This is a genomic window from Oceanicola sp. D3, from assembly GCF_006351965.1.
Classification (GTDB): Bacteria; Pseudomonadota; Alphaproteobacteria; order Rhodobacterales; family Rhodobacteraceae; genus Vannielia.
In genome coordinates this window covers 1467013-1479104 of the sequence record NZ_CP040932.1, presented here as the reverse complement: position 1 = coordinate 1479104, position 12092 = coordinate 1467013, and the positions used below count along the sequence as shown (strand labels likewise).

14 protein-coding genes are annotated in these 12092 nt (G+C 63.0%); 6 read left to right on the top strand and 8 right to left on the bottom strand.

Going from position 1 to position 12092, the window contains the following annotated elements; translation table 11 throughout:
• Positions 1–14: 14 nt before the first annotated feature.
• From FHY55_RS07575 to FHY55_RS07555, 5 genes are all read right to left on the bottom strand, one after another.
• Positions 15–962 carry a Gfo/Idh/MocA family oxidoreductase gene (locus tag FHY55_RS07575; protein WP_140013609.1) on the bottom strand — a complete coding sequence of 316 codons (948 nt, stop codon included), beginning with the start codon at positions 960–962 and terminating at the stop codon, positions 15–17.
• A 20-nt stretch (positions 963–982) separates the two neighbouring features.
• Positions 983–1834 carry a class III extradiol dioxygenase subunit beta gene (locus FHY55_RS07570; RefSeq protein WP_140013608.1) on the bottom strand — a complete coding sequence of 284 codons (852 nt, stop codon included), beginning with the start codon at positions 1832–1834 and terminating at the stop codon, positions 983–985.
• Complete coding sequence (ligA, locus tag FHY55_RS07565; protein ID WP_140013607.1) at positions 1834–2229, bottom strand: protocatechuate 4,5-dioxygenase subunit alpha; 396 nt, start codon at positions 2227–2229, stop codon at positions 1834–1836. The genes FHY55_RS07570 and ligA overlap by 1 nt, the downstream gene beginning before the upstream one ends.
• 10 nt (positions 2230–2239) lie before the next feature.
• Positions 2240–3154 (bottom strand): NAD(P)-dependent oxidoreductase, encoded by a 915-nt coding sequence (locus tag FHY55_RS07560; RefSeq protein ID WP_140013606.1) that lies wholly within the window; start codon positions 3152–3154, stop codon positions 2240–2242.
• A gap of 94 nt (positions 3155–3248) precedes the next feature.
• Positions 3249–4484, bottom strand: coding sequence for a LysR family transcriptional regulator (locus tag FHY55_RS07555; RefSeq protein ID WP_140013605.1), 1236 nt, complete (start codon positions 4482–4484; stop codon positions 3249–3251).
• Between the two features lie 157 nt (positions 4485–4641).
• Between FHY55_RS07555 and FHY55_RS07550 the strand changes: the two genes are divergently transcribed.
• The 6 genes from FHY55_RS07550 (at position 4642) to FHY55_RS07525 (ending at position 9560) form a co-directional block, all read left to right on the top strand.
• Complete coding sequence (locus tag FHY55_RS07550; RefSeq protein WP_140013604.1) at positions 4642–5379, top strand: PIG-L deacetylase family protein; 738 nt, start codon at positions 4642–4644, stop codon at positions 5377–5379.
• The gene (locus FHY55_RS07545) at positions 5376–6068 is read left to right on the top strand and encodes a 4-carboxy-4-hydroxy-2-oxoadipate aldolase/oxaloacetate decarboxylase (protein WP_140013603.1); all 693 of its coding nucleotides are present in this window, start codon (positions 5376–5378) and stop codon (positions 6066–6068) included. The genes FHY55_RS07550 and FHY55_RS07545 overlap by 4 nt, the downstream gene beginning before the upstream one ends.
• Positions 6069–6220: 152 nt before the next feature.
• Positions 6221–7261, top strand: coding sequence for a 4-oxalomesaconate tautomerase (locus FHY55_RS07540; RefSeq protein WP_140013602.1), 1041 nt, complete (start codon positions 6221–6223; stop codon positions 7259–7261).
• Positions 7258–8148, top strand: coding sequence for an amidohydrolase family protein (locus tag FHY55_RS07535; RefSeq protein WP_254695447.1), 891 nt, complete (start codon positions 7258–7260; stop codon positions 8146–8148). Before FHY55_RS07540 ends, FHY55_RS07535 begins: the two co-directional genes overlap by 4 nt.
• Before the next feature lie 195 nt (positions 8149–8343).
• A complete protein-coding gene (locus FHY55_RS07530) occupies positions 8344–8700 on the top strand; it encodes a protocatechuate 4,5-dioxygenase subunit alpha (protein ID WP_140013601.1) in 357 nt (118 codons plus the stop codon).
• Positions 8701–8711: 11 nt separating this feature from the next.
• On the top strand, positions 8712–9560 hold the full coding sequence (locus FHY55_RS07525) for a class III extradiol dioxygenase family protein (protein WP_140013600.1): 849 nt from the start codon (positions 8712–8714) through the stop codon (positions 9558–9560).
• Positions 9561–9710: 150 nt separating this feature from the next.
• Here FHY55_RS07525 and FHY55_RS07520 read toward each other — a convergent pair whose 3' ends face one another.
• The 3 genes from FHY55_RS07520 to FHY55_RS07510 all read right to left on the bottom strand — a co-directional run bounded on the left by FHY55_RS07520 (position 9711) and on the right by FHY55_RS07510 (position 12042).
• Positions 9711–11105, bottom strand: coding sequence for a coniferyl aldehyde dehydrogenase (locus FHY55_RS07520; protein ID WP_140013599.1), 1395 nt, complete (start codon positions 11103–11105; stop codon positions 9711–9713).
• Positions 11106–11112: 7 nt separating this feature from the next.
• On the bottom strand, positions 11113–11556 hold the full coding sequence (locus FHY55_RS07515) for a VOC family protein (protein WP_140013598.1): 444 nt from the start codon (positions 11554–11556) through the stop codon (positions 11113–11115).
• Positions 11557–11622: 66 nt separating this feature from the next.
• Positions 11623–12042, bottom strand: a complete 420-nt coding sequence (locus FHY55_RS07510; protein ID WP_140013597.1) for a hypothetical protein — start codon at positions 12040–12042, stop codon at positions 11623–11625.
• Between the last annotated feature and the right edge of the window lie 50 nt (positions 12043–12092).

Here is a 12092-nt window from a genome sequence, read left to right as displayed (position 1 = left end):
ATCTTTCTGGCACATCAGCTCTGGAAAGACTTCTCGATCTTGTCCAGTGTCTCCATTGCCGAGAGGGTCTGCGCTACCGATCCGTTCGGCTCGCGCCCCTCACGGATCGCCGCAAAAAACTCGCGGTCGATCAGCTCGATCCCGTTGTTCGACACGGCCACATCCGACAGGTCGATCGGGTTTTCCTTGCCGTCAAACAGGTCGTCGTAACGGGCAATGTACGTGCCGTTATCGCAGATATAGCGGAAGAAGGTGCCCAGCGGCCCATCGTTGTTGAACGACAGCGACAGCGTGCAAATCGCACCGGAAGGCACCTTCATCCCGATGGACATATCCATCGCGATGCCAAGCTCCGGGTGATGCGGCCCCTGAATGCCAAATGCCTCTGAGCAGGTCTCGCCGGTCTGATACTGGAACAGGTCCACAGTGTGGCAGGCGTGGTGCCACAGCAGGTGATCCGTCCAGCTCCTCGGCTCGCCCTTGGCGTTCATGTTGGAGCGGCGGAAGAAATAGGTTTGCACGTCCATCTGCTGGACCTTCAACTCACCCGCTTCGATCTTGTTGTGAATCCACTGGTGGCTCGGGTTGAAGCGCCGCACCTGTCCGGCCATGGCCACAACGCCGGTTTCTTTCTGCTTTTCCACCAGCGCCTCTGCACCCTCGATGGAATCGGCCATCGGGATTTCGATAAGCACATGCTTGCCGGCCTCCATGCAGGCGATGCCCTGCTCCACATGCACCTGCGTCGGCGTGGCGAGGATCACCGCGTCCACGTCATCCCGCGCGATGCACTCTTCCAGATTATCCGCCGCATGGGGGATACCGCGCTCGGCGGCCAGTGCCTCGATCTTGGCCTTGGTCGGCCCCATGACCGACGTCACCTCGACATCGTCAATGGCCGCCAGAGCGTCCAGATGTTTGATCCCGAAGGCCCCGTAGGCCCCCGCTACACATACGCGCATTGTCTTTCCTTCCGCTGAAGTTAAGCGTGATTTTCCAAGATGATATGGCCGACGGCCGTGTTGGACGCGGGCACGTGATAGTGCCGGTGCACCTCTGTGACCTTCTCGTCCAGCGCCCCGCGCATGACCAGCCACATCACCATTTCGATGCCTTCCGAGCCCGTCTCACGCAGGTATTCGAGGTGGGTGATATTGGCCGCCGCCTCGGGGTCGGTGGCCATGTAGTCGAGAAAGCGGTTGTCCCACTCGGGGTTGATCAGCCCTGCCCGCTCCGCCTGCAACTGGTGGCTCATGCCGCCGGTGCCGAAGATCATCACGTTGAGGTCTTCGGGGTAGCTGTCGATGGCGCGGCGGATGGCCTTGCCGAGGTTGTAGCAGCGCCGCCCGGTCGGGGCCGGATATTGCACCACGTTCACCGCCAGCGGCACCACGAGGCAGGGCCATTCGTCATCCACACCATGCTCGCCGAACATGACAGACATCGGCACCGTCAGCCCGTGATCCACCTCCATCTCGTTCATGATGGTCAGGTCGAACTCGTCGAGAATGACGCTTTGCGCGATGTGGGAGGCCAGCTTCTGATGCCCCTTCACCACCGGCACCGGGCGCGGGCCCCAGCCCTCGTCGGCGGGTTTGTACTCTGCCGCGCAGCCGAGCGCGAAAGTCGGGATGCAAGAGGCGTCAAAGGCCGTGCAGTGATCGTTGTAGACAAGAAAGATCACATCGGGCTTGTTTTCCTTCATCCACTCCCGGCTCTTGGTGAACCCTTCGAAGAGCGGCTTCCAATAGGGCTGCTCGGTGATGCCGGTGTCCATTGCCACGCCGATGGCGGGCACGTGGCTGCATCCCACGCCTGCGGTAATCCGCGCCATTATTTCTTCTCCCATTCAGATTTGCTGCGGTTGCCCTCGATGGGCCTGCCGCCGTGGAGCATCATGTCGCGGTATTCATCCCGGCTGACGCCCGTCATCATTGCGGCCAGATCCTGAAAGGTGATCCCGTCGAAGGCCGCGAGCTTGCTGGTGTAATAGATGTTGCCGCCCAGTTCGAGCAGCCGGTTCCAGGCCCGGTCACGGATGGCCTGCTTCTGATCTTCGCTCATCGGAAAGCGGCTCAGATACTCTTCCGGGTCCGACTTGAATGCGTCTCGCGCCTTCTGCGTTCTCAGCGAGATACAGAACTGGTTGAGGTGATACCCCTCCCGCGAGCGATCCGCATCGAAGACGTAAGTCCCCGGGATATCTTCATATTCCTTGTCGTCAGACATGGCATCCTCCCTATTCGGCAGCGCGGTGCGCGCCCGCCATGGCGTTGCTGATCCGGTCCGCGCGACCGGCGTAATCTTCGGGGCCAGCGGCAAGATCCAGCCGCATATCCCCTGCCCTTTGCTGCCACTCCACGATGGCGCGGGCCATGTCGGAGGGCAATCCAAGCTCTTCAACCGTGGTCACCACTTCGCGCATCTCGGCAGCACGGCGCAGGCCGTGCGTGGTGGCACGTTCCATGTTGTAGGCCGCCCGCTCGGGCCAGTTCCAGCCCGGCATGGAGGCGTCGAGCGAGGCCAAAACCGCCTCGTCCACCCCGGCGCGACGACCGGCAAGCAGGCACTCCAGCGTCAAGGCTTCGATTCCCTTGATCATAACCGAGCGCACCATCTTTGTTGCGCTCGCCGTTCCCACCTCTGGCCCTGCAACTTTCGCGGCCATATCCAGAGTGTCCAGCAGGGCCTTGGCCTCCTGCGCGTGCGGGCCGGAAATCAGCAGCGGGGTGCGGTGCAGCTTTGGGTGAACCGGGGCCATGACGGCCACATCGACATAGCGAATGCCCCTCGCCTCCAGCGCTTCCGCGCTCCGGCGCTTGGCCCCCGGCGCGCAGGAGTTGCAATCAAAGTAGATCGTGCCCGGGGCCAATGCTTCGGCCGCATCCTGCGCCGCACGCTCGGCCTGATCGGCGGTGACAAGCGAGAACACGGCACTGGCAAACGTGAGTCGTTCAAGCCCCGTCACACCGCAACGCTGATAGTCCTGCCACTTGGCCTCTGACGTCTCGGGCGAATTTGTTTTAATGTCGAAAGCGAAGAGATCGGCGGGCGCGCCAGATGCGCCCCAGCCCTTGGCAAAGGCCTGCCCCGCCTCGCCGAAGCCGAGCAAGGCAACTGCCATACGGTTTGAAAGCTCTTCATTATCAGACATTTGCGCCACCTCCTCGTGACGGGCAACTGATTACCAATTTTGCAGCCGAACGAAAAATCGAAAGGCGGGACAAGCCATTCAATTATTGGATAGTTCAACCATCGGATAGGGCACAGCACACCTCGCGCAACCGCACCAGCAGCCGCCCCTGCGCGGGCGTCGGGCGCCATGCCTTGCGAAAGGTCAGGCCGATGCTCCGCTCGTTGCGCTCCAGCGGAATCGGCAGCGCGGTGAGCACCCCCAACTCCTCCTCCATCTCGATCTGGCGGCGCGACATGATAGTGAGGTAGGGCCCGCGCATCATCAGCCCGCGCACCAGCACAAGCGAGGACGACACGATTTTGACGGGCGTGCCGGGCAGGCTGTCGATCTTGAGCGTATCAAACAGATAGGAGCCGGCGGGCGTGGCCTTGGGCGGGGCAATCCACGGGTACTCCAACGCATCCGCGAGCAGGGCCTGCGGTTTCGATGCAAGCGGATGGTTTTGGCTGGCCACGACCGAGAGGGCATCATCAAACAGCGGCTCCTGCACCACGTCATCGGCAGGCGCCGGGTCGCGCAAGGCGCCGATTATGAAGTCGATCTCACCGAAGCGCAGCGCGCGGAGCAACTCGGGATAGGGGCCTTCCACACTGCGTATCTGCGGCGCCCCCTGATCGGAAGTTATAACGTCATCAATGACTTGCGGCAAAATGGACGAACGGGCCAGCGGCAAGGCCCCGATCACGATGGTGGTGGCCTCCCGGCCCTGTTCCTCGGCAATTTCATACACCGCCTGCCGCAACTCGGCCGCGGCCAGACGGGCCTGCCGGGCTAGGAGCTCTCCGGGGAGCGTCAGGGCCACGCCGCGGCGGTCGGATTCGAACAGTCGAATGCCCGCAAGACGTTGCAGGTCTTTCGCAGCCCGGTGCACGGAGGGTTGCGACACGCCCAGCGCTCGGGCGGCCTGCGAGTAGTTGCCCGCACTGGCCATAGCGAGGAGCGTGCGCAGGTGCACCGGCGTCAGCGCGCCATGAAAATCCTTGCGCACCGGCCCGTCTTCGCCGGATTTCTCATCGCGGCTCGCACGCCGCACTGCCTCTGAAGCCCCCTCCCGCAGCAGCTCGATCATCCGCTTGGCCCGCGCCTGAAAGAGCTGCCCCGCCTGGGTGCAATACATCCCGTCCGGGCGCCGGTCGAAGAGCTTTACCCCAAGGTTTTTCTCTATCTTCGCAATTGCATGGGTCACCGCGGGTTGGCTCAGGTGAACCACATCTGCGGCGAGGGCAACGCGCTTCAGGCGGGCGGTTTCAACCACGGCCTGAAGGTGGCGGATGTTCGGAAATTCCATAAGGCAGCACCGCCGATTGCGGAGAGTGAGGGTGCCACTCTATAGCAAAAATCAATTGGGGCCGCAAAGGTTGGAATTTCCGCACCACAGCGCAAATGCGTATGACCGCGCGGAAGGCTCGGCTATGATCTGCCGTGCAAGCGGAGGAAAGCGACCCATGAGCGACAAGAAAACCGCCCTCGTCATCAGCGCCCATTCGGCAGATTTTGTCTGGCGCGCAGGCGGGGCCATCGCCCTGCACCAGTCCAAGGGCTACGATGTTACCGTCGTCTGCTTAAGTTATGGTGAACGCGGCGAAAGCGCCAAGCTGTGGAAGCAGGAAGGCATGACGCTGGAGAAGGTGAAGGCCGCCCGGCAGGACGAGGCCGAAAAGGCCGCTGCCGCGCTCGGCGTGACCGATATTCGCTTTCTCGATCGGGGCGATTACCCGCTCGATCTGGGCCGCGAGACGCTGGAGCAGATGGTGGACATCATCCGCGAAGTGCAGCCTAACTTCATGTTTTCCCACTCGAAATGGGATCCCTATAACACCGACCACATGCGCACCACCGACTTTGCCCTCGAGGCGCGGATGGTGGCGCAGGCCTGGGGGCATAATCCGGGGCAGAAGGTGCTGGGGGCGCCGCAGCTTTACCTCTTTGAGCCGCACCAGACCGAGCAGATGGAGTGGAAGCCCAACGTGTTCCTCGACATCACCGATGTCTGGGACAAGAAATGGGCGGCGATCCAGTGCATGCAGGGGCAGGAGCACCTCTGGCACTTCTATGAAAACGTTGCAGAAAACCGCGGCAACCACTTCCGCCGCAACTCCGGCGGCATGGCCGGCGGGCGCAACTGCAAATATGCGGAAGGCTTTCAGTCGATCTTCCCGCGCACCGTGGATGAGCTGGAATGAGCGTGCAACCGGGAACCACGGGCCTCGTCATTCAGAATGTCGATAGGGCCGAGCAGAGCGTGATCGACGGGCTGGCCGAATGCGGCGTGGCCACGGTGCATGAGGCGCAGGGCCGCAAGGGCCTGCTGGCGGCGCATATGCGGCCCATCTACGGCGGCGCACGCATTGCCGGATCCGCCGTGACCATCCTCGCCCCGCCCTGCGACAACTGGATGATCCACGTGGCCATCGAGCAGATCAAGCCGGGCGATATCCTGTGCCTCGGCACCATCACCCCCTCCAACGCGGGCTATTTCGGCGACTTGCTGGCCACTTCCGCGATGGCGCGGGGCTGCCGGGGGCTGGTGATCGACGCGGGCGTGCGCGACATTAAAGACCTGACAGAAATGGGTTTTCCGGTCTGGTCCAAGGCGGTGTTTGCGCAGGGCACAATCAAGGAAACGCTGGGCTCGGTCAACGTGCCCGTCGTCTGCGCCGACGAGCTCGTCAACGCCGGTGACGTGCTGGTGGCCGATGATGATGGCGTTGTTGTCGTGCGCCGCGAAGAGGCCGCCGAGGTGCTTGAAAAGGCGCGCGCGCGGGAGGCCAACGAAGCGGCCAAGCGGGCGAAGTTTGAGGCTGGCGAGCTGGGGCTCGACATCTACAACATGCGCGAACGGCTGGAGAAGGCCGGATTGAAATATGTTTGAGCGCCGCGCTTTCTGCGGCGCCGCGTGGTAACGCTTTACCACCGCCACATCCCGTGCACATCCTATGCACAACCCATGCATATCGCAGGTGCAGAAACGTAAAGACATGATGACCCGCACCGTGCGTTGTGCGGATGCAGAAAAGAGGCCAGATGAGCGACGGCGTGAAATGCATGTGGATGCGCGGCGGCACCTCCAAGGGGGGCTACTTCCTTGCCGATGATCTGCCCGAAGCGCGGGATGCCTTCTTGCTCCGGGTCATGGGCTCGCCGGACATTCGCCAGATTGACGGGATGGGCGGGGCGGACCCGCTGACCTCCAAGGTCGCGGTGGTTCGCAAATCCGAGCGCGACGGCGTGGATGTCGACTACCTCTTCCTTCAGGTCTTCGTCGACCAGCCCATCGTCACCGACGCGCAAAACTGCGGCAACATCCTCGCCGGGGTCGGCCCCTTCGCCATCGAGCGCGGGCTGGTGGCGGCGCAGGAGGGCGAAACGCCGGTGACGATCTTCATGGAGAACACCGGGCAAGTGGCCGTGGCGCGGGTGAGCACGCCGGGCGGCAAGGTGAGCTACGCGGGCGAGGCCAGGATTGACGGCGTGCCCGGTGGCTCCGCCGCCGTGCCGATTGCCTTCAAGGACACCGCCGGATCGAGCTGTGGGGCGCTGCTGCCAACCGGAAATGCGATGGACGAGATCGAGGGCGTCGCCTGCACCCTGATCGACAACGGCATGCCCTGCGTGGTGATGCGGGCCGCCGACATGGGGATCACCGGCGAGGAGACGCCGGATGAGCTTGAGGCCAACGAGGGCCTGCGCAAGAAGCTGGAGGCGATCCGGCTGAAGGCGGGGCCGATGATGAACCTTGGCGATGTGGCCGAGAAGTCGGTGCCAAAGATGACGATGGTGAGCGCCCCGAAGGCGGGCGCGATCTCTACCCGCACCTTCATTCCGCACCGCTGCCACAAGACAATCGGCGTGCTGGGCGCGGTCAGCGTTGCCACCGCCTGCCTCACGGAGGGCTCGCCCGCTTACGACTTGGCAGAGCGCGGCGAGGGCGACGAGCGGGCGCTTTCGGTGGAGCATCCGACCGGCGAAATGACGGTGGTGGCAAAGCTGGAAAACGGCGAAGTGACAGAGGCGGCGATCCTGCGGACGGCGCGCAAATTGATGGACGGGGAGGTTTTCGCATGAGCGAGACACAGGTGATGGACGCGGATTGGCTGGAATTTCACCCCAGCCCAAAGAAGCCCGATTTCAAGCTGCCCGAGGGGGCGGTGGACGCGCATTGCCACGTGTTCGGCCCCTCCCCCGAGTTCCCCTTTGCGCCGGAGCGCAAATATACGCCCTGCAACGCGGGCAAGGACAAGCTGTTTGAATTGCGCGATTATCTCGGGTTCAGCCGCAACGTGATCGTGCAGGCCACCTGCCACGGCAAGGACAACCGGGCGATGGTGGATGCCTGCCGCGCCGCCGGAGACCTCGCGCGCGGCATCGCCTCCGTCGGCCCCGATGTGACGGATGAAGAGCTGGCCGAGATGGATGCCGCCGGCGTGCGCGGCGTGCGCTTCAACTTCGTCAAACGGCTGGTGGATGCCACGCCCAAGGAGGTGTTTATCGGCATCGGCGAGCGGATCGCCAAGCTGGGCTGGCATATCGTGGTGTACTTCGAGGCCGCCGATCTTGAAGAGCTTATCCCCTTCCTCGAAAGCCTGCCGACGGTGCTGGTGGTCGATCACATGGGGCGGCCCGATGTGAGCAAGGGCGTGGACCACCCCGATTTTCAGCGCTTCATCGACCTGATGGCGCGCAACGAGAATATCTGGAGCAAGGTCACCTGCCCCGAGCGGCTGAGCCCGCAAGGCCCGCCCTATGATGACGTGATCCCTTTCTATCAGGCCATCGTCGAGCGCTTCCCCGACAGGGTGCTCTGGGGCACCGACTGGCCACACCCGAACATGAAGAGCCACATGCCCGATGACGGGGCGCTGGTGGATTACATCCCCAAAATCGCGCGCACGCCGGAACAGCAGCAGAAGCTCCTGGTGGACAATCCGATGCGGCTCTACTGGGCGCGCTGACCGCTTAGTTTCTGCTATTACGGGCGTCGCATTGCGGCGCCCGTTTGCGTTTGGGCGCGGGCCACTGCCACGCGGCGGCCATTCATTTTCTGTCTCCACAATTCGAAGGGTGCCGCCCGAGGCCTCGGCTTGATTCAGGTCAAATTCGGGCCGGGGCGGTCCATGCGATACCGAGGCAGGACAATGGAGGACAGCATGGCGCAGCACAGCCACGACTATCACATAGACATCCCCGGCACGACGGTCTTCGACGGGCGGATGGCCATGAAGGGCTATGCGCTCAACAAGATGTGCTACGACTTCAACCGCGCCGAGAACCGCGAGGCCTTCAAGGCCGACCCGGAGGCGTGGATGGAGAAGTATGGCCTGCGGGATGCGCAGCGCCAGGCGATCCGCGACAATGACATTCTTGCGATGATCGAAGAAGGCGGAAACATCTACTACCTCGCCAAGCTGGCCGGGATCTTCAAGCTGAGCGTGCAGGATGTGGGCGGCATGCAGACAGGGCGCACGCGGGAGGAATTTCAGCAATTCCTCGCAAGCCAGGCATAAGGGAGGCAGACATGGCACAAATTCTCGGAGGCATCACCACCTCGCACATCCCCGCCGTGGGCAATGCGATCGACAAGGGGTTGCAGGACGACCCCTATTGGAAGCCCTTCTTTGACGGCTATCCGAAGGTTCACGCGTGGATCAAGGAACATAAGCCGGACTACGTGGTGAACATCTACAACGACCACGGCCTCGGGTTCTTCCTGGACCGGATGCCCACCTTCGCCATCGGCGCGGCGCATGAGTACCGCAACGAGGATGAGGGCTGGGGCCTGCCGTCCCTGCCCCCCTTCCCCGGCGCACCGGAGCTGAGCTGGCACATCATCGAGAGCATGGTGGAGGACGAGTTCGACATCACAAGTTGCCAAGAGCTGGCGGTGGACCACGGCTTCGTGGTGCCGATGCAGCTTTTCTGGCCGGGCGCGCCGAACAACCCCGACATGCCCCGCGCGGTGCCAATCAGCGCCAACACGGTGCAACATCCGATCCCGACGCTTAAGCGCGCGTTGAATTTCGGCAAGGCTTTGGGCAAGGCGCTGCGGAGCTTTCCCGAAGAGGCCAAGGTGGTGATCCTCGGCACCGGCGGGCTGAGCCATCAGCTCGATGGCGCGCGGGCGGGCTTCATCAACAAGGACTTCGACCAGTATTGCCTTGAGAATATCGTCAGCAACCCGGAGGAGCTGACAAAGATCAGCCGGATGGAACTGGTGGAGAAGGCGGGGGCGCAGGGCACCGAGTTTATGATGTGGATGATGATGCGCGGGGCGCTGGGGGATGAGGTGACGGAGATCACCCGGAACTATCACATCCCGATCTCAAACACCGCTGCCGGCACGCTGCTTCTGGAATGTGCCGCCTAAGAGATTTTGGGCCTCCGGCGGGGAGTATTTGGAGCAAGAAAATGGAGCGGGAACGCGCGCAATTTTAATCAAATTGTCCATTTTCTTGCCGGAAGTACTCCCGCCGGAGGCCCTTTTCTTTTTGGTGCCGCCCATGAATTGAACGGTCGTTCAGCCGAGGAAGTGCTTCATGATCCGCGTTGTCCATTTGCCATAGGGCGGGCGGATGAGGTGGGCGCCGTTGGGATTGCGCTGGGTGAAGACCGATTTGGCGTGGCTCATCGCGCGAAAGCCCTCTGGGCCGTGGTAGCTGCCGATCCCTGACGCGCCGATGCCACCGAAGGGCATGTCGTCCACCGCGATGTGCAGCAGCGTATCGTTCACCGTGACGCCGCCCGAAGTGGTGCGGGTTAGCACCGTCTCGCGGGCGGCATCATCGGGGCCGAAGTGGTAAAGCGCCAGCGGGCGCGGGCGGGCGTTGATATAGGCCACGGCCTCTTCGATGCTGTCATAGGGGATGACAGGCAGGTGGGGGCCGAAGATTTCTTCCTGCATCACCTCCATCTCATCCGTCACATCCAGCAGCATTGCGGGCGCGTTTTCACCATCCAGCAACGGAAGGCGGCGGGCGCCCTGCCCCTCTGCCTTTTCGGCCAGTGCCTTCAGGCGGTCGGCGTGGCGGCTATGGATCGGGAGGGTAAAGTTGGGGTCGGCCAGCCCCTCGGGGTAGAGCGCTTTTGCGGCCGTCTTCATGCCCGCGCAGAAGGCATCAACCTGGTCGCGGGGCACGAGGGCGTAATCGGGGGCGATGCAGGTTTGCCCGCCGTTCACCAGCTTTGCGTAGGCGATCGAGCCGGTGGCCTGATCCAGATCGGCCCCGGGGGCCAGCACGGCGGGGCTTTTGCCGCCAAGTTCCAGCGTCACCGGCGTGAGGTTGGCGGCGGCGGCCTGCATCACCTTGCGGCCCACTTCGGTGCCGCCCGTGAAGAAGAGATGATCGAAAGGCAGCGCGGCAAAATCCGCGCCCACCTCGGCGCCGCCTTCAACCACCGCCACCTGATCCGGGCGGAAGATATCTTCAAGCAGCGCGCGCAGGGCGGCGTTGCAGGCGGGGGTGAATTCGGACGGCTTCAGCATCACCCGGTTGCCCGCCGCAATCGCGGTGGCGAGCGGCGCGAGGGCCAGTTGAAACGGATAATTCCACGGCGAGATGATGCCCACCACGCCCTTGGGCTGGTAGTGCACCCGCGCCTTGCCGGGCCAGAGCGCCACATGCACCGAGCGGCGCTCGGGCGCCATGAAGCGGCGCAGGTGGCGGTCGAGGTAAGTGATGGTGTTGAGGCTTGGCACGAGGTCGAGCAGCTTTGTTTCCTCAACCGCGCGGCGGCCAAAGTCTTCCGCTGCTGCGGCGGCCAGTGCATCGGCCCGCCCCTTCACCGCCTTGGCCAGCCGCGAAAGGTCGGCCCGCCGGGTGGCAAGGCCGGGGGCCGGCGCGGCAAGAAAGGCGCTGCGCTGGGTATCGAGCAGGGCCTTGAGGGCGGCGGCGGGGGGCGGGGATGCGTTCATGCTCTGCTCACCAGCTGCCGGTGTTTTCCATCGAGGCCCAAGGCTCTTTCGGCGGCAGGGCCTCGCCCTCCTGAATCAGCTCGATCGAGATATTGTCGGGCGATTTGACAAAGGCCATGCGGCCATCCCGCGGCGGGCGGTTGATGGTGACGCCCTTGTCCATCAACTGCTGGCAGGTGGCGTAGATATCATCGACCCGGTAGGCGAGGTGGCCCCAGGCGCGGGCAGTCTCGTATTTTTCGTCGCTGTCCCAATTGTAGGTCAGCTCAAGTTCGGGGGCGCGGGTTTCTTCGGCGCTCTCCTTGTCCTTGGGCGCGGCGAGAAAGATCAGCGTGAACTTACCGTCGGGGTTTTCGGTCCGGCGGATTTCTTCAAGCCCGAACTTGGTACACCAGAAATCGAGACTCTCATCGACATCGGTGATCCGGATCATTGTGTGTACGTAGCGCATCTGTGCCCCTCCTATGGCGTTTGACCAGAGGATAGCGCGCGATGGCCCGGCGACTAGGGCGAAGTGTCAGGGAATGAGCACCTGCTTGCGGGTGATGACCGATTCCGACAGCGAGCCATCGTCATACATCATCCGGATGGTCACCGATTGCACCGAGTTGGCGGGCGCTGTGACGAGCGGGATCGGGTCTCCATCCACCATCACATTGGGGTTGGAAAATTCGGTGTGGCACGCGGCCATTTCCAGCTCGCGCGTCGGATCTTCATCATTGAAGCCGAATTGCACCGCCTGCACGCCGCAGCGCCACGAGACGATGGGGGTAAAGAAAACATAGTCTTCATCGCCCTCCACCCGGATGGCGATCCATTGATCCTTGATCGACTCGAGAATCGGGCGAACCTCGGCGGCGGTGGTGAAGTTTTCGGCCTGCGCGGTGAGCGGTGCGGTGGCCAGCAGCGTAAGTGTGACAAGGCTGCGCAAAGGCATCGGGGATTTTCCTTTTCGGCAAATGGACTTTGGCTATAGTGGCCCCGAAA